Below are 23,532 nucleotides of genomic sequence, written 5' to 3' on the forward strand. Positions count from 1 at the left end.
GCCTCCTCAGGATTGCTCGGGCCAGTACAGCCGCATCGGATTGTCAACCAGCAGCTTGCGCTGCAGCTCTTGCGTCACCGCGATATGCGGAATGAAATCGACCAGCAGGCCGTCGTCGGGCACGTGGCCCTTCAGGTTGGGATGCGGCCAGTCGGTGCCCCAGAGCACGCGGTCCGGGAAGGTCTCGACGATGCGCCGCCCGAACGGCACCACGTCGCGATAGGCATTCTGCTCGCCGCCCAGCGCCGGCGGGCCCGCCACCGACAGCCGCTCCGGGCAGCTCACCTTCGACCAGACGTTCCGGTGCTCGCGCATGAACTTCACGAACAGCTCGAATTCGGGACCATCCACCGGCTTGGTAACGTCCGGCCGGCCCATATGATCCACCACCACCGTGGTCGGCAGCGTCGTGAAGAAGTCCCAGAGCTCGGGCAAGTCGACCGCTTCGAAATAGATCACGACATGCCAGCCAAGCTTGGCGATGCGGCCGGCGATCTCAATCAATTCGTCGCGCGGCGTGAAGTCGACCAGCCGCTTGACGAAGTTGAAGCGCACGCCGCGCACGCCGGCCTCGTGCATCGCCTTCAGCTCGGTGTCGGTGACGCTGCGCTTCACCGTCGCAACGCCACGCGCCTTGCCGCCGGAATGGATCAGCGCGTCCATCATCGCCCGGTTGTCGGCGCCGTGGCAGGTCGCCTGCACCACCACGTTGCGCGAGAAGCCGAGATGGTCGCGCAAGGCATAGAGCTGCGCGCGCGAGGCGTCGCATGGCGTATACTTGCGCTCCGGCGCGTACGGGTATTCCCCGCCCGGACCGAACACGTGGCAATGCGCATCCACCGCGCCCGCGGGCACCTTGAAGCGCGGCTTCGACGGACCGTCATACCAGTCCAGCCAACCCGGGGTCTTCTCGAACGGCCCGGAAACGGATTTCAACATCAACCTCTATCCTTCACTCATTCGTCGCCGGAGCCCGCGCGCCGCGGCGGCTCCATGCCCTGCTTCCATTTGATCGCGTTCGCATCCGGCGACGTCAGAAACGCAATGAGGTCGCGCGCGCCGGCCTCGTTGCCGGCCTGCGCCCCGACGCCGCAGGCAAACAGCGTGACCGATTGAATCTCCGCCGGCAGCAGGCCGGCGACCTCGATGCCCTGCACCTCCAGAAACTCGCTCATCTGCTGGAAGCCCAGCTCGACCTCGCCCCGCGCTACCAGCGTGCCGACGGGAACGCCGGGCGGCGCCTGCACGATCCGCTCGGTGTCCCTTGCATCCAGGCCCCATTGCTCCACCAGCTTAAGAACATGCGTCCCGCTCGGCCCGGTGGAGTAGCCGATCGACTTCGCCGTCAGCACCGCGGCCTTCGTCGCAGCCTCACTGGTGAGATTGGGACGCTTCGTTCCCGCTCGCACGGCAACCGCAATCGAGGACTCCGCGAACGCCGCCCGGCTGCCGGCTTTGAGAAAACCGTCCGCTTCCAGCTTCTTCATGGCATCGTCGGCCAGCACGACGATATCGAACGTCTCGCCGGCACGGATGCGCTTGGCGGCGTCGACTCCGCCGACGGCCTCGATCGCAACCGATTTCCCCGTCTGCTGTCGGTACGCGCCGGACAGCTCCGCCAGAATCTGGCGGGTTGCCATCGACGATATGCCTACGATGTCGGCGACCATGGTTCGCTCAGTCGATGTATTTCAGCCCGGCCTTCGCCAGCGGCTCGCGCATCTTGTACATGTCGAGCCCGAGCACGCCGCTCGCCAGCTTCTCGCGCTTGTCGGCCTCATTGGCCTCGCGCGCTTCCGCCGCATCCGCCGCCTGCTGCGCAATCTTTGCAGGCACGACGACCACGCCGTCCATGTCGGCGACGATGACGTCGCCGGGATTGACCGCCGCACCGGCGCAGACCACCGGAATGTTCACCGAGCCCAGTGTCGCCTTGACCGTGCCGCGCGCGCTGATGGCGCGGGAAAACACCGGGAACTTCATTTCGGTCAGGTCCACCACGTCGCGCACGCCGCCGTCGATGACCAGGCCGCTGGCGCCGCGGGCGCGATAGCTCGTGGCAAGCAGATCGCCGAAGAAGCCGTCGGTGTTCTCCACCGTGCAGGCCGCGACCACGACGTCGCCCGGCTGGATCATCTCCGCCGCCACGTGCATCATCCAGTTGTCGCCGGGCTGCAGCAGCACGGTGACGGCTGTGCCGCACATGTGCGCGCCGGAATATATCGGCCGCATGTAGTGCTGCATCAAGCCGACGCGGCCCATCGCCTCGTGAATGGTGGCAACGCCAAAGCGCGACAGCTTTTCGACGGCTGCCTTGTCGGCACGTACAATATTGCGCCGGACGATGCCCATATCGTTCATCGCAGCACTCATCTTACTTCCCCTTTGCCTTCAGCGCCGCGTCGAGCCGCGGGAACACGCGCCGCGCATTGCCTTCGAATATCTTCTTGCGGTCCGCATCGCTCAGCGACGGCGCCGCCTCGATGTAGCGCTTGGTGTCGTCATAGTGGAAACCGGTCTCCGGATCGATGCCGCGCACTGCGCCGATCATTTCGCTCGCGAACAGCACGTTGTCGACCGGGATGACCTTGGTCAGCAAGTCGATGCCGGGCTGGTGATAGACGCAGGTGTCGAAGTAGATGTTGTTGAGGAGATGGTCCTTCAGCAGCGGCTTCTTCATTTCCTGCGCCAGCCCCCGGAAACGGCCCCAGTGATAGGGCGCAGCGCCCCCGCCGTGCGGAATCAGGAAGCGCAGCTTCGGAAAGTCCTTGAACAGGTCCGAGGTCAGGCACTGCATGAAGGCCGTAGTGTCGGCGTTGAGATAGTGCGCGCCCGTGGTGTGGAAGGCGGGATTGCAGCTGGTCGAGACGTGGATCATCGCGGGAATGTCGAGTTCGACCATCTTCTCGTAGATCGGATACCAGTGCCGGTCCGACAGCGGCGGCGAATTCCAGTGCCCGCCGGAGGGGTCGGGATTGAGGTTGATGCCGACGAAGCCATACTCGTTGATGCACTTCTCGATCGCGGGAATGCAGGTCTTGGGATCGACGCCCGGCGACTGCGGCAGCATGGCAACGCCGATGAAATGGTCGGGGAAGAGCTTGCTCACCCGCCAGCACAGCTCGTTGCAGATCGCGGCCCAGGTCGAGGACACCTCGAAATCGCCGATGTGATGCGCCATGAAGCTGGCGCGCGGACTGAACAGCGTGAGGTCGCTGCCGCGCTCCTTCATCTGTCGCAGCTGATTGTTGGCAATGGAGTCGCGCAGCTCGTCGTCGCTGATCTTCAGATCGCCCGCCTTCGGCTTCACCGCGGGATCCTTGATGCCGGCGATCTGTTGGTTGCGCCAGTCCTCCAGCGCCTTGGGCGCCGTGGTGTAGTGGCCGTGGACGTCGATGATCACTTCGTCTCTCCCTTACTGGCGGCGGGTTATGTGTTCCCACCTGCTCGCTTTCATTTCAGCTCGCTGCCACGCCGTCGGGCGACTTGTTCGGCGAGTTCGTGCGCTTGCGCGCGGCCGCAGGCCGGTCGAGCGCGGGCGCCTGCAACGAGGCGACGGTCGACTTCACCAGTTGCTCGATCGCTTCGCCCGGATCGCCGCCGTCGGCGTCGCCGCGCGACAGCCGCGACACGCGCTCGGGGGTCACCAGCGTGTAGTAGAGCGCTCCCAACAGGAAATGGCTGCGCCAGACGATTTCGGTACGCGGGATATGCGGCAGGCTCTCGTGGATCGCATCGATGAAGGCGTGGCTGGTATCATCGAAGGTCTGGGCGATGATCCGCCGCGCCACTTCGTTACCCTCGGCCGACATGATCGCGCGCAGCCGCGTGAAGCGCACGCCGCCGCCGGCAAGGTCGCTGCTGGAGGAGAACGCCGGCAGCACATAGGCGCGCACGATGGCTTCCAGCCGGTCGTGCAGATCGCGCACGCGCTTGGCGGCTTCCAGCAATTCGGAGCGCCGGTGGTTCATCGGCAGGCAATGGCGCTGGTAGATCTCCAGCAGCAGACCGTCCTTGGTCTTGAAGTGGTAAGTCACGCTGCCCGGATTGGCGCCGGCCGCCTGCGCGATGTCGCGCACCGACACCGCGTTGAACCCGTTGGTCGAGAACAGTTCCTCGGCGGCGGCGAGGATCGCTTCGCGCATGTTGGGCTTGCGCATCTTTTCCCTGTCCGGCTCGGTCATGACATTTGTACGTATGTACAAGAAGGAAGGTCCAGTCAACAAGAACGTGTCGCCGGCGTCCTAAACGTGATCAAATCAAGAAAATACGACAGGACAAGCACTTATGGGGCGAGCGCGAGCCCCTACCCACCCGTCATGGCCTGGTTTGCCGCCTTCGCTAAAGCTTCGGCGGGCCGGGCGAGTTCGTGGCCCCGGCGGAGCCTTGGCGGAGACGGGTCCCGGCCATTCACGTCTTCCTTATCAAGGCGGCCAAAGACGTGGATGCCCGGGAGCCGCCTGCGCCAAAGGCTACGGCGGGCTGGACTCGTCGCGCCGAAGCTTTAGCGAAAGCGGAGACGAGGCTCGGGCATCACGCTTGGAGGCAGAGGTGCAGGCGTTGCCTATTCCGCCGGTGCGGCCACCGGGCTCGAGGCTAGCACCGTCTCCGATTTCGCGAGCCCATACAGGATCGCCGCGACTACCACGTAAGCCAGCGCCACCGTCGGCGTCACGCCAAGGCCGCCGCCGATGCCGACGGCTTCGCCGTGCATGAAGCCGAAATAGGTCAGCACGGCGCCGGCGAGCGAGAACGCCGCCGCCTTGACGAAGTCGCGCTCGATCACGAACACGCCGATCGCCCCTAACACGAGTCCGGTGAGGATCGAGCCGCCGCCCATGACTTCCAGCCCGCGATAGAGCACGCCCTGCTGCGGCAGCGAGGCGATCGCAGCGGCCTTCACCGCATCCGCCTTGTCGGGCGCCATCGCGCCGACGCCTTGCGCGGCCGCGAGGGTCGCGCCCAGCATGGTGTCGATCTGCAGCTTGGCCCAGGCGGCCAGGTGCGGCGTCAGCGCCAGCACAATGGCGGGTGCGTGCTTGACCGGCGTGGTCTGGAACGCCTGCGCGCCTATCAGCATGCCGATGTAGAGCAGGATCGGCGAGATCGCGACCACGGGCACCAGCGCCAGCAGCAGCGAGATGATGCCGAACCACGACAGCACGATCACCATGATGCCGGTTGCCGCCGAATAGCCGATGCGGCCGCCCATCGCCTTCCAGCCGGGGTGTCCGATATAGACGGCGTTGATGAAGGGATTGCCCATCAGGCAGCCGATCAGGCTGACGACACCGTCGGCGGTCAGGACACGCGTAGTCGGGAACGCGTCGCCCGCAGCTTCCGCGCTCTCGACGTTGTCCATGGCCTCGACGAGGTCGTAGATGCCGAACGGGATCGCCGTCACCAGGATGATGCCGAGGAACTCGAAGCCGGAAAACACCTGGCCGAAGGCCGGGATCGGCACCGAGAAGCCGAAATTGGCGAAGGCCGCGGCGACGCCCTTGACGCTGAGGCCGCCGAGCCCGAGATCGAACAGGTTCGAGCCCCATGCGATCAGCATGCCCGCCGCGATCGCCACCAGACCTGCTGGAATCCCCTTGTAATATCTCACCCCGCCGAACCAGCTCGCCAGGATGATGGCGAAGCAGACCAGTCCGATCTGGGGCGTCATGTACATTTCCAGCGCCGGCCGCATCGAGATGAAGGTGACGGAGACGCCTGCGAGCGTACCCAGCAGCGCCGCCCGCGGCGTGATCCTGCGGATGTAAGGCGCGATGAAGCCGCCGAGCATCAGGATGAAGCTTTGGAAGAACACCCAGACGAGGCCCGCCGACCAGCCCTTGACGGGATCGCCGGTCTTCAGGGTGATCGGCAGCATGATCACGAAGGTGACGATGAACATGTGCGGCACGCTGACGCCCGAGGGCAGCGCGCAAACGTCGTTGCGGCCGGTCTGTTGTGCCAGGCGATAGGCGAGCCAGGCGTAGTACATCGTCGAGAGGCACATCATCAGGCCGAGCGCCGGCAGGATGCGGCCGAATACGAGGCTGTCCGGCATCTTCAGCACGAAGCGCAGCAGGCCCGTCAGCACCAGCATGTTGACGAGAATGTTGGTGCCGAAGCCGAAGAAGGCGTTCCAGTCGCCCGGCGTCCACAGCGCCGGCTTGAAATCAGGTCTGACTGCCGTCGTGCTCGTGCTCATCGTGATGCCCCCGCAGCAAGTGTTCTCAGAGTTGCCGGATAGATCGCCTCCAGTACCGCGGCCGAGTCGGCGACCCAGCCGAAGATGCCGCCCTGGGCCTTGATCATCTTAAGACCCATTGCGTGAAACTCGGGAAAGTAGGATGCGCAGCCGTCCGATATGACGACGCAGCGATAGCCGCGGTCGTTGGCCTCGCGCACCGTGGTGTTGACGCACACTTCCGTGGTGACGCCGCACACCAGCAGGTTCTCGATGACGTGCTTCTGCAAGACTTCGCCGAGCGCCGTGGCGTAGAAGGCGCCCTTGCCGGGCTTGTCGATCACGATCTCGCCGGCGCGCGGATAGAGCTCGGGAATGATGTCGTGGCCGGGCTCGCCGCGGATCAGGATGCGGCCCATCGGGCCGGGATCGCCAATGCGCAAGGAAGGCCTGCCCCGCTCGACTTTTGCCGGCGGCGCATCGGAAAGATCCGGCAAATGCCCCTCGCGTGTATGGATGACGGGCAAGCCGCGCGCACGCGCAGCCGCCAGCACGGAGGCGATCGGCTTCACGGCGCGCGCGAGATGCGAAACGTCATTGCCGAGCGTCTCGCCGAAGCCGCCCGCCTCCATGAAATCGCGCTGCATGTCGATGATGAGCAGCGCCGTCCTCAACCAGTCGAGCGTGATCGGCTCCGGCTCCGCGACGATGGTGCCGCTGGATGATCCCTTTGCACTCGCCATGACCGCACGCCCCGAACGAGGAATTGTCGGGAGAGGCGAAGCAAGGCCTATGCCATTGTGTACAATCAGGACAGAGCGCGAAGGCGCCGCGAATCCCCAGTAAATTCAGCCGGTTGGATTTCGTGCGACGATCGCGCGTTTTCCGCGCAAAGCCGCCGCCACGCGCAGTTGCCTATTCCATAGGCGTCGCCTGCGCATGCCTCGGCCGCCATCGCGAAAAGTCTATCGCGGCTCTCGAACAGGCGCGAACCGCCACCGGGTAGCCGTGGTTACGCCGCGCGGAGCCCTGCGACGAACTCCGACACCTCGCGCTGCAACACCTGCAGCTTGCCGGCGAGCTTCTCGCTCGACTGCAGCACCACATGCGCCACCTCACCGGTCTGGGTCGTGGCCGAGGTCACGCTGGTGATGATCTGCGACACCGAGTTGGTGCCCGACGCCGCGCGCTGCACGCTGGCGGCGATCTCCTGGGTAGCGGTGCCCTGCTCGCCGACGGCGGCCGCGATCGGGGTGACGATTGCGATCCTGAATCGTCCCGCCGTTCGCGCGCAATCTGCGGGTGCGGCAGGCACGGTCTGCGCAGCGGCTGGCAGCATCAAGCAATGCGTCATGACGCGACGATATGGACGCCGCGCAATCTCGTGTTCGCATCGCCCTGCACCACCGGACCGACGCGATGGAGCGCAACGACTAGTCGGCGCTACCGCATCGCAAGAGCGCTGGCACGCCCTCCCCTGACACCGCCGCATCGGCCGCTTTCCGGCTTCTCGTTTGATCCGGAAATGTTAGGATCGATGCCGGCGTGGGAGGCGTTGCGTGAAACCTATCACGGCATCTGCAGCCAAAAAGCTTGGTGGTTTCCTCACCAAGGACTTTCGCCGTATTTTCGGCCGCACCCACGACGCTCTCGGTGAGCGGATGGGCGCGCTGGCGCGCTCCACCATCGAATGCCTCGCCCGCAGCGACGCACTCTATCACAATTACGAGCATACGTTTCAGGTAACCTTGGTCGGCCGCGACATATTGCAGGGCATGTGGCTGGCGCACCGCATCGAGCCCGAGGACTACGCGCACCTGATCGTGGCCTGCCTGCTGCACGACATCGGCTACATGCGCGGCGTACTCAGCGGCGACACCGCCGACGAGTTCATCATCGACGAGCACGGCAAGACCATCGAGCTGCCGCGCGGCGCCTCCGATGCGGCGCTGACTCCCTACCATGTCGACCGCTCAAAAATCTTCGCCCGTGAGCGGCTCGAAAAGTCCCCGCTGATCGACGTCAAGCGAGTCACCGATGCGATCGAATGCACGCGCTTTCCACCGCTGCCGATGAAGGACGCCGCCGAATTGGCACAGGAGCCGCGGCTGGTGCAGGCCGCCGACCTGATCGGCCAGCTCGGCGATCCCCTCTATTCCAGGAAGGCCAATGCGCTGTTCTGGGAGTTCGAAGAGATCGGCATGAACCGCCAGCTCGGCTATTCCTCGCCGGCCGACCTGATCGACCGCTATCCGAGCTTCTACTGGAACACGGTGTCCGAGCATCTCGGCGGCGCGATCAAGTACCTTGCGATGACGGTGTCCGGCCGGCAGTGGATCGCCAATCTGCATCACCATGTGCTGTGTGCCGAAAATGACGACAGGTTGATGGGCCCGCAGCGGTAATGCCAGTTGGAGATCGTGCTGCATGCACCCACCGCTCCCGGAGGGAGAGGTGATCGTGGACACCGCGACCATTCCTCACAAAAGAAAGGGCGTGACGGCATCGCCATCACGCCCAGTGAATACCCAGCGCTCGGGAGGAAGTCAGCGCTCGGCAAAAGCCTTTTCGACCACGAACTGCGCGGGCTCGCCGTGATTGCCTTCGATGAAGCCGCGATTGTTGAGGAGCACGCGGGTGTCGGCGACCAGCGCCGGGCTGCCGCAGATCATGACGCGGTCATGTTCTGGCGCGAGCACCGGCAGGCCGATATCTTCGAACAGCTTCCCCGACGTGATGAGGTCGGTGATGCGGCCGCGGTTGCGGAAGGGATCGCGCGTCACGGTCGGGTAATAGATCAGCTGGCCTCGCACGTAGTCGCCGATCAGCTCGTCGCTCGGCAGCTTCTCGGTGATGGTCTCGCCATAGGCGAGCTCCTTGACGCGGCGGCAGCCGTGCAGCAGCACGACCTTCTCGAACCGCTCGTAGGTCTCGGGATCCTTGATCACCGAGAGGAACGGCGCCAGCCCGGTGCCGGTGCCGACCAGATAAAGATTGCGGCCGGATTCGAGATTGTCGATCACGAGCGTGCCCGTCGCCTTGCGGCTGACGATGATGGGATCGCCGACCTTCAGGTGCTGCAGGCGCGAAGTCAGCGGGCCATCCTGCACCTTGATGGAGAAGAATTCGAGCCGGTCCTCGTAATTGGCACTGGCGACGCTGTAGGCGCGCAGCAGCGGCTTCTCGCCGACCTTGAGCCCGATCATGGTGAACTCGCCATTGCGGAAGCGGAACGAGGGATCGCGCGTGGTGGTGAAGGAGAACAGATTGTCGGTCCAGTGATGGACGCTGGTGACGCTCTCCTGGTTGAAATTGCTCATCGCGCTCGTGCCCTGATCCAGCCTTCGGCCCGTTGACCGATCAATTCATTCGTATACGATCGTTCGTATACAAACAAATAATCCGGCTTGATCCGAAGGTCAAGCCGGGATCAAATTCGCCAGCAATTTCAAAGGGAGATGCCCCATGGCCCATGACGCACCGCAGGCGACCGGTCCCAGCAAGCTGGTGATCCGCAACATCGGGCTCATGCTGTCGGGGGCGCTGGAGAAGCCAATTCTCGATGCCGACACCATCGTCGCCGAGAATGGCAAGATCACTGCGATCGGGCGGCTGAAGGACGTCGACACCGAAGGCGCCACCACCATTGTCGATGCCAACGGCACCACGGTGGCGCCCGGCCTGATCGACAGCCACGTCCACCCCGTCGCCGGCGACTGGACGCCGCGGCAGAACCAGATCAACTGGATCGACAGCTATCTGCACGGTGGCGTCACCACCATGATCTCGGCCGGCGAAGTGCACATGCCCGGCCGTCCACGCGACGTGGTCGGCCTGAAGGCGATGGCGATCTTCGCACAGCGCGCATTCTGGACCCTCCGCCCGGGCGGCGTGAAGGTTCATGCCGGCGCGCCTGTGATCGAATGCGAGATGGTGGAAGAAGACTTCAAGGAGATGGCTGCGGCCGGCGTCAAGCTGCTCGGCGAGGTCGGCCTCGGCGGCGTCAAGGACGGTCCGACCGCGCGCAAGATGGTGGGCTGGGCGCGCAAGTACGGCATTCAGAGCACCATCCACACCGGCGGGCCATCAATTCCCGGCTCCGGCCTGATCGACAAGGACGTCGTGCTGGAGGCCGACACCGACGTGGTCGGTCACATCAATGGCGGCCACACCGCGCTGCCCGACGACCAGATCCGCTGCATCTGCGAGGGCTGCAAGCGCGGGCTCGAGCTGGTGCACAACGGCAATGAGCGCTCGGCACTGTTCACGCTGCGCACCGCGCGCGAGATGGGCGATCTCCACCGCGTCATCCTCGGCACCGACGCGCCGGCCGGCTCCGGCGTGCAGCCGCTCGGCATCCTGCGCATGGTCTCGATGCTGTCATCGCTCGGCGAGCTGCCGGCCGAGATCGCGTTTTGCCTCGCCACCGGCAACACCGCGCGGATGCGCGAGCTCGACTGCGGCCTGATCGAAATCGGCCGCGCCGCCGACTTCGTCCTCATGGACAAGGCGCAGCACTCGCCGGGCAAGAACATCCTGGAGAGCGTGCAGCTTGGCGACCTCCCCGGCATCGGCATGACCGTCATCGACGGTATCGTCCGCACCCAGCGCAGCCGCAACACCCCGCCCGCCGGCAAGGTGCCGGAGATCGTGCCGCGGTAGTAGGTTCGGCACTGGACGGCATCACCGGCTATCCCGGCAGCGCCACGAGTCGCCTCGCCTGCCGCGTTACCTGCCGAGAAGCTGGCGCGGCGGCCACAGCGTCAGCTCGGGGTAACCTCATCGGCGGCATGTGGGCGGCATTCTCGGACGCAGGTAGTCTGCCTGTCTTCACCGCAGCTTGTTCAAAAGAACCATCAGCAGCTCACGCTCCTTCGCCTCCAGCGGCGCCAGCGTTTCGCGGGAGATCGCCAGCGCATTCGGCGCGGCCTTCTCGGCAAGCTGCTGGCCCGCTTTCGTCAGGCTCACCAGCAATCGCCGGCCGTCCTCCGGATCGGGCGAGGTTTCGGTCAAGCCGCGCGCCGTCAACCGATCGATGACGCCCTTGATGGTCGCGACGTCCATTGCGGTCAACCGGCCGAGCTGGTTCTGCGAGCACGGCCCGGTCTCCTGCAGTTTTGCCAGCGCCGCCCACTGCGTCGGCGTGAGGTTGATGCCGATGTCGCGGGCGAAGATCATGGCGTGGCGCTGCCAGACCTGGCGCAGGATGAAGCCGATCTGCTCGTCGAGCACGTAGGCGGCTCTCGCCGGCTTCGCGTTTCGCTTGGTTGCAACGGCCCTGCTCATGCCCCGCCTCCCGTCACAGCGACAGATGCGCGTCGCGGATATCAGGCCGCGCGTCGAGCTCGGCCATGGTGCCGCCGAAACAGATGCGGCCGCGCTCGATGATGTAGGCGCGATCCGAGATCAACCGCGCGAAATGCAGATTCTGCTCGGATACGACGATGCCGACGCCCTCCTTCTTCATCGCGAGGATCGCATCGACCATCTGCTCGACGATCTTCGGCGACAGCCCTTCGGAGGGCTCGTCCAGCAGCACCAGCGAGGGATTGCCCATCAGCGTGCGCGCGATCGTCAGCATCTGCTGCTCGCCGCCGCTCATCCGCCCGCCGGGGCGATTGCGCATCTCGCCGAGATTAGGAAACAGCGTAAACAGCTTTTCCCGCGTCCAGTGCGGCGCATTGGCCCGCTTCGGCTGCCGCCCGACTTCGAGGTTCTCGTCGACCGTCAGGTCAGTGAAGATGCGCCGCTCCTCCGGGACATAGCCTAGCCCGCCGCGCACGATGACATGGGTCGGCTCGCGCGACACGTCCCTACCCTCGAACAGGATCTGCCCGGAGCGTTGCGCGACGAGGCCGACGATGGAGCGGAACGTGGTGGACTTGCCGGCACCGTTGCGGCCGAGCAGCGCCACCACCTCACCCTCGCCGACCTCGAGCGCAATATCGAACAGGATATGCGCCGGGCCGTAAAAACTGTTGAGGTCCGCGACCTGGAGCTTCATGGGTGCGCTCCCTCGCGATGCCGCGCGTCGTAGACCAGGCCCTCGCCGAGATAGACCGCGCGCACCTGCGGATTGGCGCGAACCTGCTCGGGCGTGCCTTCCGCAATCAGGCTGCCGCGGTTCAGCACGAGGATGCGGTCCGCGTGCTCGAACACCACGTCCATGTCGTGCTCGGTGAAGAGCACGCCGATTTCCTGTTCTCGCGCGATCTTCGCGGTGAGCCGCATCAGCTCGACGCGCTCGCGCGGCGCCATGCCGGCGGTGGGCTCATCCATGAGAAGAAGTTTCGGCCGATTGGCCAGCGCCATTGCCAGTTCCAGCCGCTTGAGGTCGCCATAAGCGAGCTCACCGCAGGGCCGCTCGGCATAGCCGTCCATGCCGACGAGATCGAGCAGGCGGCCTGCCTCCTCCCGCGCAAAGTGCGGCGTCGAGGCCCAGAAATTGAACAGCGCCTGGCCGTAGGACACCAGCGCGACCTGCACGTTCTCCCGCACCGTCATGGTCGGAAAGGTCGCCGTGATCTGGAAGGTGCGCCCGACGCCAAGCCGCCAGATCTCGCGGGGCTTGCGGCCGAGCGTGTCCTGGCCCAGCAACGTGACGCGGCCGGAGTCCGGGGTGTTCTGGCCGTTGAGCATGTCGAAACAGGTGCTCTTGCCCGCGCCGTTCGGCCCGATCAGCGCCAGGATCTCGCCGGCCTTCAATTCGAACGACACACCGCGCACCGCGTGCACGCCGCCATAGGATTTGGTCAGCCCCTCGACCGACAGCAATGTGCGCGGCGCGCTCATTCGGCCACCTCGACGCCGGCAAGCCGCGATTTCGAGGAAGGCGAGTTAGGCCGCCAGCGCCCGATCACCGCCTCGAGCGTGCCGACAATACCCTTGGGGAAGGCGACGACGATCAGCACGACGAATGCGCCGAGCACGAGCTTGGACCAGTCGGTCTGGCTGACCAGCCAGATGTTCAACGCCTTGAACACGATGGCGCCTATCACCGCGCCCGATATGGTTTCGACGCCGCCGAGCAGCACCATCACGAGCGCATCGACCGAGAGCGAGATGCCCAGGCTATCGGGGAAGACGCTGCCCTTGAGATACGCAAACAGTGAGCCGCCGACGCCCGCGACCGTGCCGGCGATCACGAAGGCGGTCCACTGCATGCGCTTGCCGTTGATGCCGATGGCTTCGCTCCGCAGCGGCGAATCCCGCGTCGCCCGCAGAGCGTAACCGAAGGGGGAGAACACGATGAGGCGGAGCGCCACGACGCAGAGCGCCGCAACCGCCAGCGACAGCCAGTAGAAGCTCGCCGGCCCTGCCGCCCATTTTTCCGGCCAGACGCCGAGAATGCCGTTGTCGCCGCCGGTCACCGCCACCCACTGGAACGCGATCGACCAGACGATCTGCGCAAAGGCGAGCGTCAGCATCGCGAAATAGACGCCCGAGAGTTGCACGCAGAAGAAGCCGAACACCGCCGCGCCAAGGCAACCGAGCAAGGGTCCGAGCAGCAGCGAGACGATCATCGGCAACCCCGCCATCTTGGCGAGGAAAGCGACGCCGTAGGCCCCGAGGCCGAAATACGCCGCATGTCCGAAGGAAGCGAGTCCGCCAACCGACATCAGGAAATGCAGGCTGGCGGCAAAGATTACGTAGATCGCGATCTCCGAGCCGACCGTCATCGCATAGTTGCCGCCGACAAAGGGCAGCGCCGCGGCGACGACCAGCGCCACCAGCGCGCCGATGCGCTCGTTCGCGGTGAGCGGCCGCCAGGGATTGACCGTGAGGCCCGGCGTGCGCCGTGCCGGCGCCTCCGGCTTGCCGAACAGGCCCCAGGGCCGGACGATCAGCACCACCGCCATGACCAGGAACACGAGGATGATCGAAATCTTCGGGAAGATCAGAATGCCGAAGGCATTGAGTTCGGACACCAAAACCGCGGCGACGAAGGCGCCGGTGATGCTGCCGAGGCCGCCGATCACGACGACGACGAAGACCTCGACGATGATGCGCAGGTCCATCGCGTGATGCACGGCATCGCGCGGGATCTGCAACGCGCCGCCGAGGGCGGCGAGGAAGACGCCGACCGCGAAGACGGAGGTGAACAACCACTTCTGATTCACGCCGAGGGCCGCCACCATGTCGCGGTCCTGCGTCGCCGCGCGCACCAGAATGCCCCAGCGCGTCCGCTGGAACAGCAGCCACAGGATGCCGAGCACGACCGGGCCCAGCACGATCAGGAACAGGTCATAGCTCGGGATGTTCTGGCCGAAGAAATCGACCGCACCCTTGAATCCCGGCGCGCGGCGGCCGAGCAGATCGTCCGGTCCCCAGATCAGGACGACGAGGTCCTCGACCATCAGCGTCAAGCCGAAGGTCGCCAGCAACTGAAACAGTTCGGGCGAATGGTAGATTCGCCGCAGCAGCACCATCTCGACGATCACGCCGACCACGGCCACGACCAGTGCGGCCGCGACGATGCCGCCCCAGAAGCCAAGCGCGCCGGAGAAGCGCTCGGTCAACGTGAACGCCACATAGGCGCCGAGCATGTAGAAGGCGCCGTGGGCAAAGTTCACGATCCGCGTCACGCCAAAGATGATCGACAGGCCCGAGGCGACCAGAAACAGCGACGCCGCGCTGGCAAGGCCGGTCAGGAACTGGACGACGTAAAAGGCCATTGGCGGTCCGGGTTGGCGTGATCAGGCGCACGTGGCTCATCCTTCGAGACGCCCGCCTGCGGCGGGCTCCTCAGGATGAGGTCGGAGACCCTCATGGTGAGGAGCGCGGCAACGCCGCGCGTCTCGAACCATGAGGCCCCATCTCTCCCCGCGAAGGGCAGGGAGAGGGAGAAGTTCAGTTCTTCGGACGCAGCTTCTCGACTTCGGCGTCGCTCGGCAGGAAGTCCGCGCCCTTCTTGTAGGCGGCGTCCACCATGATGCCCTTGCCGTCCTTGAGCGCGGTCTTGCCGACGAACGCGCCGAGCGTCGACTGATGGTCGATCTTGCGGAAGGTGATGTCGCCGAAGGGCGAGCCCATCGACAGGCCCTCGGTCGCCGCGATCAGCTTCTCCGGATCGGTCGAGTTCGCCTTGGTGAGGATCGCGGCTGCCGCCTTGATGGTCTGATAGCCGACGATCGAGCCCAGCCGCGGATAATCGTTGTACTTGGCCTGATAGGCCTTGAGGAACTTGTCGTGCTCCGGCGTCTTGATCGAATACCAGGGATAGCCGGTGACGATCCAACCCTCCGGCGTCTCGTCCTTCAGCGGATCGAGATATTCCGGCTCTCCGGTGAGGAAGCTCACCACCGAACGGCCCTTGAACAGGCCGCGGGTATTGCCTTCACGCACCAGCTTGACGAGGTCCGCGCCGAAGGTGACGTTGAGGATAGCCTCCGGATTGGCAGCGGCAACCGCCTGCACCACGGGGCCGGCGTCGATCTTGCCCTGCGGCGGCCACTGCTCGTCCACCCACTGGATGTCCGGACGCTTCGCCGACATCAGCTTCTTGAACACGGCGACCGCCGACTGGCCGTATTCATAGTTCGGCGCGATCGTCGCCCATTTCTTGGCCGGAAGCTTCGCCGCCTGCTCCACCAGCATCGCCGCCTGCATGTAGTTGGAGGGGCGCAGGCGGAAGGTGTAGCGGTTGCCCTTCGACCAGGTGATGGCATCCGTCAATGGCTCGGCCGCGAGGAAGAACACCTTCTTCTGGTTGGCGAAGTCGCTGACCGCCAGCCCGATGTTGGACAGGAACGTGCCGCAGAGCATGGCGACGTTCTCGCTCGACACCAGTTCATTGGCCGCGGTCTGCGCGTCGGCCGGCTTGCCGCCGTCGTCCTTGGAGATGACGACCAGCTTCTTGCCGTTGATGCCGCCGGCGGCGTTGACCTCCTCCAGCGCGAGCTGCCAGCCCTTTCGATATGGTTCAGTGAAGGCCGGCAAAAGCGAGTAGCTGTTGATTTCGCCGATCTTGATTTCGCTCTGCGCAATGGCGTTGCCAGACAGGCCGGCAACCACCACCGCAAGTCCGGCGCCTAACAAATGTCTCCGTCGCATCCCTTCTCCTCCACTGTTTTGCAATGACTTACCGTAACCCGTCTTCGCCCTTGATTTCCGCCACCGTCAGTCCGCCGACGCGCGGCAGCGGCCGGCCGGAATCGGTGACGGCGACCGCGACCATGATCTCGTTGGCGCGCGGCGCGTCGTTGATCTGCACTTCCATGCCGTCGAAATGGCTGCGCACGAAGGCTGCATCCTTGTGGCCGAGCGGAATGTCGAGCGTCGTTCCAGGGCCGCTGCGCTTCTTCGACGAAGGGATCAGCGCCGCACCCTTCGAGAGCACCTTGCGCACCGGCGCACCCATCTTGGGATGAAGGATTGCGGCCGCGTGCTCCAGCTCGCCGTTCTCGCCAACCGCCGCCGCCTTGCCGTAGGAATGCGCCTTGGCGCCGTCGATGCCGAGTGCCGCCACGGCGCGCTTGGACAGCAGCTCGCCGAGCTCCTCGCCGATCGCGATCAACGGCGAAAGGTCCTCGACATAGCGGCCGGCAAATGGATTTTCGATCACGGCGATCGCCGCCGCCCGCCGCGTCGGCGGCGCGATGGTCTTGCCCATCTCGATGTGGGTTTCCTCGACCACGGTGACGATCTTTCTGATTACCGCGCTCATGTCAGCTTTCCCGGTCAGGCATGGATCGCATGTCGTATCCGATCTCCGTGAAGCGGATGCGGCGCCGCAATCCCTCTTGCGCCTACCACGACCGTTTCGCCAAGGAGGCGCAATGCCGCGCCCTCGATCAGGCCGACCGCGAGCAGTTGCCGCGCGCGCCGGGCACCCGCTACCAGCGCATCCTCGATTTCGCATTCCGTCAGCGCGCCGACCTCGCGGGTAACGAGCCGGTCGCCGAGATCGCTGTCGGGCTGCAATTCGCTTGCCGGCACGCGAAGGATCGCGGGATGACCCGGCAGGTCGACTGCATTGGCGATGACGGTCGCGGCGGCGTCGGCTTGGGAAGCGGTCGTCGCCAGCACCGTGACGGCATCGGCGATGCCGAGCGAGAAACTGCGGCCGTGACGGCCGCTGGTGGCGATGCCGCGAATGGCATCGTCGGCACCGACCGTCATCATGCGCATCGCGCCCTTGGCATCCGGACGGTCCATCAAGCCGACGGTAAACTGCGCGCCACCGCAAAGATGCAGCGCAATGTCGCCGCCATTGTTGACGTAGGCGCGGTCGAGCGGCGCGGCAATCAGCATCGCACCGATGATTTCCTCCGCCACGCTGCCGGCAACCGCGGCCATCGGCGTGATGAAGCAATCCGCGGCGAAAGGCGCGACGGCCGAGTGCATGCGGCGCGCGACGGCACCCTGCAGCGTGGTTCGCGCGGGATCGGCAGCGCGACGCAGCTCCGGCAACTCTGCGCAGAGTTCGTCGAGCAGTCCCGCAAAACGCCGCGCCGCGGCCTCGTGCGCCATGCGGACGTCCGTCTCGCGCCCGTTCGCCTCCACGATCAGATCGATCGGACCATCCTGCAAATGCAGCCGCTTGCCGTCAGCGAGAAGCGCGATCTGCGGACGCCTCATCATGCGCGCCTTCCCGGAATGAAGGGCATCGGCCGGACTTCGGAGCTATCCTTCAGGGATGAAAGCGGGCGAACATAATCCATATGCCCGCCCAGCGCCGCATAGTCGGTAAGCCTGAGCGTAAACTCGATCGGTGCGACCAGCGCCGGCGTCGGCACATAGCCGAACGCGCCTGCCGGCATCAGGGTGACGTCGACCATGTAGGTGATGCCGCCGCCGGGCCATACGTAAACCGGCGCGCCGCCGCTGGTGACTCTGGTGAGCGCGTCCTTTACCGAGCGCGTGAGCCGCACGGGATTGTCGGTAACGCCGGCACGCAGCGAACCGCCGGCGCCGGCCATGAACAGCACGGTGCACAGCGCCGGCTCGCAGTTCTCCTGAATGCGCTCGACGGAAAGGCGCAAGTCGCGCGGCATCTCCGCCTCGATCGGCCGCAGCGCCTCGTCGAGCACGTAGTATCCGGCGTGCTCGCCCGTCGTCGAGACCATCAGCATGGTGAGCCCCGGCCGCGCTTCCCTGGCGTTGAACGGACCGAGCACCGAGAGCGGATCGGAAATGTTGGTGCCGCCCCATCCCGTGCCGGGCTCGGCGACCTGGAAGTAGCGGCCCGGCGTCGAGCGCCGGCCTTTCATCTTGATTCCGGTATCGGGAATATCGAGCAGCTTGCCGGCTTGATGCTCGGAGAGCACGCCGGTGATGTGGTCGTCCACGACCACGACCTCGTCGACCTTGCCGTGCCACTGCTTGGCAAACATGCCGATGGTCGCCGAGCCGCAGCCGACGCGCATGCGCTCCTCCGCAACGCCGTTCACCACCGGCGGACGGCCAGCCTGCACGATCACGCTGGCGCCGCCGTCGATCGTGAGCTCCACTGGCTTGCAATTGCTGAGGTCCATCAGCGTGTCGCAGGTGACGCGGCCCTCCTTCTTGGAGCCGCCGGTGAGATGATGCACGCCGCCCAGCGACAGCATCTGCGAGCCATATTCGCCCGTCGTGACGTGGCCAACCGCCTCGCCCTGCGCGCGCACGGTTGCGGCCTCGGGGCCCAGATGGCGATCGGTGTCGATCTTCACCTTGACGCCGCAATAGCTGAAGATGCCTTCGGTCACGACGGTGACCATGTCGATGCCGTCGACTTCAGACGACACGATGAACGGCGCGGGCTTGTAATCGGGATAGGTGGTGCCGGCGCCGATCGCGGTGACGAATACGTCAGGCTGGTTGACGATCTTGCCGTCCCAATCGCCGCCGGCCTGGAACGGCACCACGCGTCCGCCATGCTCGACGGTGCGCTCCAGCACGATGTGCGGATCGACGCGGATCAGCTGTCCGTCCTGATTGGCGTAGCGGTCGCAGGCGCCCGCCGCGCCCGGCTTGATGTAGCACATCACCGGGCACGCATCGCAGCGGATCTTGTCGCCGGACGTGGCGGTCACTTCCATCGCCATCTGCACGCCTGCCCGTGAGAGCTTCCGCGGCGGCATTGCCGCCCTGTTCGTTCGTACACGAATGATCCTGCCGCGCGAGGTCGAAACCTGTCAAGCGGCAAGCGACGCGAAAAGGTCCGCTGCCGCATAATAACTCAGTTTGCCTGCCGCCTTTGTCCACAAACCGGGCATTGCGCTGCGGCGCGGCATGAGCGGCTTGCACGTTTGTATACAAACGGTAGTCTTTCGCTGTTTCGAAAACGCGCCAACGGAGCACCAGCACGATGCGCCTGACCGTGAACGGCAGGGATCACGATGTCGACGCCGCGCCGGACACCGCCCTGCTCTACGTGCTGCGCAACGATCTCGAACTCAACGGGCCGAAGTACGGCTGCGGCCTCGGCGAGTGCGGCGCCTGCACGGTGCTGATCGATGGCGTGGCCGCGCGCTCCTGCGTCATTCCCATCGAAGGCTGTGCCGGCCGCGACATCGTGACGCTGGAAGGGCTCGGCACGCGCGAGCGTCCCGATCCCGTGCAGCAGGCCTTCATCGCCGAACAAGCCGCGCAATGCGGCTACTGCCTTAACGGCATGATCATGAGCACCAAGGCGCTGCTCGCGGCCAATCCACATCCGACGGAAGCGGAGATCGTGCAGGCGCTGCGCTACAATCTCTGCCGCTGCGGGGCGCACGTCGAAATCGTCCGCGCCGCGATGCGCGCCGCAGGACATGAACTGGAGGCGCGCGACTGATGGGCGCGCCCTCTTCCGCGAAGCAAGGATCGCTCTCCGTCGTTCGCCCTGCAAGCATCGGCGGCGAAGGCACATTCGAGACCTTCGTCAACATCACCGCCGACGGTTCGGTAACTGCCTTCAACGGCCATGTCGATCTCGGCACCGGCATCCGCACCGCTCTCGGCCAGATCGTCGCCGAAGAGCTCGACGTATCCTTTGCGCGCGTCGTGATCGTGCTCGGCGACACCACGCAGACGCCGAACCAGGGCGCGACGATCGCCAGCGAGACCATCCAGATCACCACCGTTCCGTTACGGAAGGCGGCGGCGCAGGCGAGGCACTTTCTGGTGGGGCGCGCGGCCGAGCGGCTCGAGTTACCCGCTGATGAGCTGGCGATCGAGGACGGCCTCGTTCGCGGCAAGGACAACCGTAGCGTCAGCTATGGCGAGCTGATCGCGGGCGAGACCATTCGCCTGGAGCTTGCCGACGATGTTGCGGTCAAACCGGCCAGTGCCTACAGCATCGTCGGCCAGTCCGTGCCACGCGTCGACCTGCCGGCCAAGGCAACCGGCGAACTCGTCTACGTCCACGATGTGCGCGTGCCCGGCATGCTGCATGGCCGCGTGGTGCGACCGCCCTATGCCGGCGTCGATGCCGGGCCGTTCGTCGGCACCAGCCTCATTTCCGTCGATGAATCCTCGGTACGCGGCGTACCCGGCATCTTGAGGGTCGTACAGATCGGCGATTTCGTCGGCGTCGTCGCCGAGCGCGAGGAGAACGCGATCAAGGCGGCGGCGCAGCTCAAGGTGAACTGGAAGCAGGTCCCCGTCCTGCCCGACCTAGAGCAGCTCGAGAAGGCGCTACGCGCCAACCCGTCCCAGCCGCGCACGCTGATCGACAAGGGCAACGTCGATGCGGCGATCGGCGCCGCCGCAAAACCGATGCAGCGGATGTATTCGTGGCCCTACCAGATGCACGGATCGATAGGCCCATCCTGCGCGGTCGCCGATTATCGGGACGGCGCCATTCGCGTCTGGTCGGGCACGCAAAATCCGCACATCCTGCGCGGCGATCTCGCCATGCTGGTGGAGCGGCCCGACGCCGAGATCGAGGTGATCCGGCTGGAAGCCGCCGGCTGCTACGGCCGCAACTGCGCCGATGACGTCACCGCCGACGCATTGCTGCTGTCTCGCGCCGTCGGCCGCCCCGTGCGCGTCCAGCTCACCCGCGAGCAGGAGCATGTGTGGGAACCCAAAGGCACCGCGCAGCTGATGGACGTCAATGGCGGGCTCAATGCCGACGGCGGACCCGCGGGATACGATTTCGCGACGCGCTACCCCTCCAACGGCGCGCCGACGCTGGCGCTGCTGCTCACCGGCAAGGTCGAGCCGAAGCCGGCCGTGTTCGAGATGGGCGACCGCACCGCGATCCCGCCTTACGACTACGAGCACATGCGCGTGGTCGCCAACGACATGCCGCCGATCGTGCGAGCATCCTGGTTTCGCGGCGTCTCGGCGCTGCCCAATACATTCGCGCATGAAAGCTACATCGACGAGCTCGCAACCGAGGCCGGCGTCGATCCCGTTGAATACCGGCTGCGCTATCTGAAGGACCCGCGTGCCATCGATCTCGTCAATGCGGTGGCTGAGCGCGCCGGCTGGAAGCCGCGGCCGGTGCGGCAGGAGAAGGACGGCGACGTCGTGCACGGGCGCGGTTTTGCTTACGCGCTCTATGTGCACAGCAAGTTTCCCGGTTACGGCGCGGCATGGTCGGCCTGGATCGCCGACGTCTCCGTCAACAAGACGACCGGCGACGTCAGCGTGACGCGCGTGGTCGCGGGCCAGGATTCCGGCCTGATGATCAACCCCGAGGGCGTGCGGCACCAGATCGAAGGCAATGTCATCCAGTCCACCAGCCGCGCCCTGATGGAGGAAATTCCGTTCGAGCGTACCACGGTGGCGGCGCGGGAATGGGGCGCCTACCCCATCATCAAGTTTCCGGAGGTGCCGAAGATCGACGTGCTGATGCTGCCGCGGCAGGACCAGCCGCCGCTCGGCGTCGGCGAGTCCGCCTCGGTGCCGAGCGCGGCCGCGATCGCCAACGCAATCTTCGACGCCACCGGCGTACGCTTCCGCGATCCACCGTTCACGCCGGAGCGCATCCTTCGGGGACTACGCGGCGAGGCGCCGAGTACCCCGGAGGCTTTGCCTGCACCGGCGCCCGCGTCGCCCTCGACCAAATGGAAGAACCCCTTTGCCGTCCGACCCGGTGTATTCGCCGGACTCGCCGCGGTATGCGCAACGGCGATAGCGATCGGCACGTCGGCGCTACCGTGGCGCGCCATCGCGCCGATTGCGCGGCCTGACGCATCCGTTTTCTCCGCCGCGACCATCGCCCGCGGCCAGCAACTCGCGGCGCTCGGCGATTGCATGGTCTGCCACACCAACACCGGCGGTGCGGTCAATGCCGGCGGCCGCGCGCTGGAAACGCCGTTCGGCGTCATCTACAGCACCAACATCACGCCCGATGAAAAGACCGGAATCGGCAACTGGTCCTATCCTGCTTTCGAGCGCGCCATGCGCGAAGGCATTCATCGCGACGGCAAGCATCTCTATCCGGCGTTTCCCTACACCCACTATGCCAAGGCGACCGACGCCGACCTGCAAGCGCTCTACGCCTGGCTGATGGCGCAGGAGCCGGTGCGCGCTGAGACGCCTGCCAACAAGCTCGCATTCCCGTTCAACCAGCGTCCGCTACTGGCCGGGTGGAATGCGCTGTTCCACACGTCGAAGGCATTCAAGCCCGACCCGTCGAAATCGGACGCGTGGAATCGCGGCGCCTACCTCGTCGAAGGGCTCGGCCATTGCGGTGCCTGCCACTCGCCGCGCAACGAGCTCGGCGCCGAGGTCGCAAGCCGCTATCTCGCCGGCGGCTTTGCCGAAGGCTGGGAGGCGCCCGCGCTGACATCGCTGTCGCGTGCACCGATCCCGTGGAGCGAGGATGAACTCTACGCGTATCTGCGCAAAGGCGAGTCGCGCTTTCACGGCGTGGCGGCAGGCCCGATGGCGCCGGTGGTGAAGGAGTTGAAGGCGCTGCCCGACCAGGACATCCGCGCCATGGCGGTCTATCTCGCGTCGTTCAACGAGAGCGAGCCCGACAAGGCTTCGCAAGCGGCGCTCGCCACCAAACTGGAAAATGCGACCCTTTCCATCAGCGCCGCTTCCCCCGGCGCCCGCATCTATCAGGGCGCCTGCGCCGTTTGCCACGAGGTCGGCGGCCCCGCTTTGTTCGGCAGCCGACCCTCACTGTCGCTGAACAGCAACGTCCACAGCGATGTCCCCGACAACCTCGTCCAGGTCATCCTGCACGGGATCGCCGCGCCAGTCTCCCCGGAGCTCGGCTACATGCCGGCGTTCAAGGACAGCCTGTCCGACCGTCAGCTTGCCGAGCTGGTCGGCTATGTCCGGCGGCAATTTGCGCCGGGAAAGCCTGCCTGGAACGGCATTGGTGCCGCAATTGCAAGACTAAAATCCGCGCCTATTCATTAAAAAAGCAGGCCAATCATGCCTCCTTGGGCACTGGTTGCGGGTTCCTCGACGGGCTAAGGTTC

21 protein-coding genes are annotated in these 23,532 nt (G+C 65.5%); 4 read left to right on the forward strand and 17 right to left on the reverse strand.

The genetic code is table 11. The annotated features are described in order from the left end of the window. Positions 1-6 precede the first annotated feature (6 nt). From ACT4OC_RS14705 to ACT4OC_RS14740, 8 genes are all read right to left on the reverse strand, one after another. Complete coding sequence (locus tag ACT4OC_RS14705) at positions 7-939, reverse strand: amidohydrolase family protein (RefSeq protein ID WP_444839720.1); 933 nt, start codon at positions 937-939, stop codon at positions 7-9. Between the two features lie 17 nt (positions 940-956). Beyond that, positions 957-1,670 carry a substrate-binding domain-containing protein gene (locus ACT4OC_RS14710; RefSeq protein WP_444839721.1) on the reverse strand — a complete coding sequence of 238 codons (714 nt, stop codon included), beginning with the start codon at positions 1,668-1,670 and terminating at the stop codon, positions 957-959. A gap of 7 nt (positions 1,671-1,677) precedes the next feature. Next, entirely contained in the window at positions 1,678-2,373 is a 696-nt protein-coding gene (ligK, locus tag ACT4OC_RS14715; protein WP_444839722.1) for a 4-carboxy-4-hydroxy-2-oxoadipate aldolase/oxaloacetate decarboxylase, read from the reverse strand. A gap of 1 nt (position 2,374) precedes the next feature. Further along, positions 2,375-3,403 carry an amidohydrolase family protein gene (locus tag ACT4OC_RS14720; RefSeq protein WP_444839723.1) on the reverse strand — a complete coding sequence of 343 codons (1,029 nt, stop codon included), beginning with the start codon at positions 3,401-3,403 and terminating at the stop codon, positions 2,375-2,377. Positions 3,404-3,458: 55 nt separating this feature from the next. After that, complete coding sequence (locus ACT4OC_RS14725) at positions 3,459-4,184, reverse strand: TetR/AcrR family transcriptional regulator (RefSeq protein ID WP_444839771.1); 726 nt, start codon at positions 4,182-4,184, stop codon at positions 3,459-3,461. A gap of 380 nt (positions 4,185-4,564) precedes the next feature. Beyond that, positions 4,565-6,202: a regulator gene (locus ACT4OC_RS14730; RefSeq protein ID WP_444839724.1), complete on the reverse strand. Its 1,638-nt coding sequence runs from the start codon at positions 6,200-6,202 to the stop codon at positions 4,565-4,567. Then, positions 6,199-6,924 (reverse strand): cysteine hydrolase family protein, encoded by a 726-nt coding sequence (locus ACT4OC_RS14735; protein ID WP_444839725.1) that lies wholly within the window; start codon positions 6,922-6,924, stop codon positions 6,199-6,201. The genes ACT4OC_RS14730 and ACT4OC_RS14735 overlap by 4 nt, the downstream gene beginning before the upstream one ends. 269 nt (positions 6,925-7,193) lie before the next feature. After that, positions 7,194-7,520: a hypothetical protein gene (locus ACT4OC_RS14740; protein WP_444839726.1), complete on the reverse strand. Its 327-nt coding sequence runs from the start codon at positions 7,518-7,520 to the stop codon at positions 7,194-7,196. 220 nt (positions 7,521-7,740) lie between these two features. On the opposite strand from ACT4OC_RS14740, the gene ACT4OC_RS14745 reads away from it, so the two are divergent. After that, positions 7,741-8,586 carry an HD domain-containing protein gene (locus tag ACT4OC_RS14745; protein ID WP_444839727.1) on the forward strand — a complete coding sequence of 282 codons (846 nt, stop codon included), beginning with the start codon at positions 7,741-7,743 and terminating at the stop codon, positions 8,584-8,586. A gap of 141 nt (positions 8,587-8,727) precedes the next feature. Here the strand turns inward: ACT4OC_RS14745 and ACT4OC_RS14750 are convergent, their stop codons facing one another. Further along, a complete protein-coding gene (locus tag ACT4OC_RS14750) occupies positions 8,728-9,501 on the reverse strand; it encodes a ferredoxin--NADP reductase (RefSeq protein ID WP_444839728.1) in 774 nt (257 codons plus the stop codon). A gap of 145 nt (positions 9,502-9,646) precedes the next feature. On the opposite strand from ACT4OC_RS14750, the gene ACT4OC_RS14755 reads away from it, so the two are divergent. Continuing rightward, positions 9,647-10,843 (forward strand): amidohydrolase family protein, encoded by a 1,197-nt coding sequence (locus tag ACT4OC_RS14755; protein WP_444839729.1) that lies wholly within the window; start codon positions 9,647-9,649, stop codon positions 10,841-10,843. 168 nt (positions 10,844-11,011) lie between these two features. Here ACT4OC_RS14755 and ACT4OC_RS14760 read toward each other — a convergent pair whose 3' ends face one another. The 8 genes from ACT4OC_RS14760 to ACT4OC_RS14795 form a co-directional block, all read right to left on the reverse strand. Then, complete coding sequence (locus tag ACT4OC_RS14760; RefSeq protein ID WP_444839730.1) at positions 11,012-11,467, reverse strand: MarR family winged helix-turn-helix transcriptional regulator; 456 nt, start codon at positions 11,465-11,467, stop codon at positions 11,012-11,014. 13 nt (positions 11,468-11,480) lie between these two features. Beyond that, positions 11,481-12,185, reverse strand: a complete 705-nt coding sequence (locus tag ACT4OC_RS14765; RefSeq protein WP_444839731.1) for an ABC transporter ATP-binding protein — start codon at positions 12,183-12,185, stop codon at positions 11,481-11,483. Then, a complete protein-coding gene (locus ACT4OC_RS14770) occupies positions 12,182-12,973 on the reverse strand; it encodes an ABC transporter ATP-binding protein (protein WP_444839732.1) in 792 nt (263 codons plus the stop codon). Before ACT4OC_RS14770 ends, ACT4OC_RS14765 begins: the two co-directional genes overlap by 4 nt. Continuing rightward, on the reverse strand, positions 12,970-14,856 hold the full coding sequence (locus ACT4OC_RS14775) for an ABC transporter permease (RefSeq protein WP_444839733.1): 1,887 nt from the start codon (positions 14,854-14,856) through the stop codon (positions 12,970-12,972). The genes ACT4OC_RS14770 and ACT4OC_RS14775 overlap by 4 nt, the downstream gene beginning before the upstream one ends. A gap of 175 nt (positions 14,857-15,031) precedes the next feature. Continuing rightward, on the reverse strand, positions 15,032-16,234 hold the full coding sequence (locus ACT4OC_RS14780; protein WP_444839734.1) for an ABC transporter substrate-binding protein: 1,203 nt from the start codon (positions 16,232-16,234) through the stop codon (positions 15,032-15,034). A gap of 28 nt (positions 16,235-16,262) precedes the next feature. Continuing rightward, complete coding sequence (locus ACT4OC_RS14785) at positions 16,263-16,847, reverse strand: amino acid synthesis family protein (RefSeq protein WP_444839735.1); 585 nt, start codon at positions 16,845-16,847, stop codon at positions 16,263-16,265. Positions 16,848-16,861: 14 nt separating this feature from the next. After that, entirely contained in the window at positions 16,862-17,764 is a 903-nt protein-coding gene (locus tag ACT4OC_RS14790) for a UPF0280 family protein (protein ID WP_444839736.1), read from the reverse strand. Continuing rightward, complete coding sequence (locus ACT4OC_RS14795) at positions 17,761-19,203, reverse strand: 6-hydroxynicotinate reductase (protein ID WP_444839737.1); 1,443 nt, start codon at positions 19,201-19,203, stop codon at positions 17,761-17,763. Before ACT4OC_RS14795 ends, ACT4OC_RS14790 begins: the two co-directional genes overlap by 4 nt. Before the next feature lie 269 nt (positions 19,204-19,472). Here ACT4OC_RS14795 and ACT4OC_RS14800 point away from each other — a divergent pair, with 269 nt between their 5' ends. Both ACT4OC_RS14800 and ACT4OC_RS14805 read left to right on the forward strand, forming a co-directional pair. After that, the gene (locus ACT4OC_RS14800) at positions 19,473-19,940 is read left to right on the forward strand and encodes a (2Fe-2S)-binding protein (protein ID WP_444839738.1); all 468 of its coding nucleotides are present in this window, start codon (positions 19,473-19,475) and stop codon (positions 19,938-19,940) included. Then, positions 19,940-23,470, forward strand: a complete 3,531-nt coding sequence (locus ACT4OC_RS14805) for a molybdopterin cofactor-binding domain-containing protein (protein WP_444839739.1) — start codon at positions 19,940-19,942, stop codon at positions 23,468-23,470. Before ACT4OC_RS14800 ends, ACT4OC_RS14805 begins: the two co-directional genes overlap by 1 nt. Positions 23,471-23,532: the final 62 nt, after the last annotated feature.

The sequence above is a fragment of the Bradyrhizobium sp. genome (assembly GCF_052389815.1).
GTDB lineage: Bacteria > Pseudomonadota > Alphaproteobacteria > Rhizobiales > Xanthobacteraceae > Bradyrhizobium.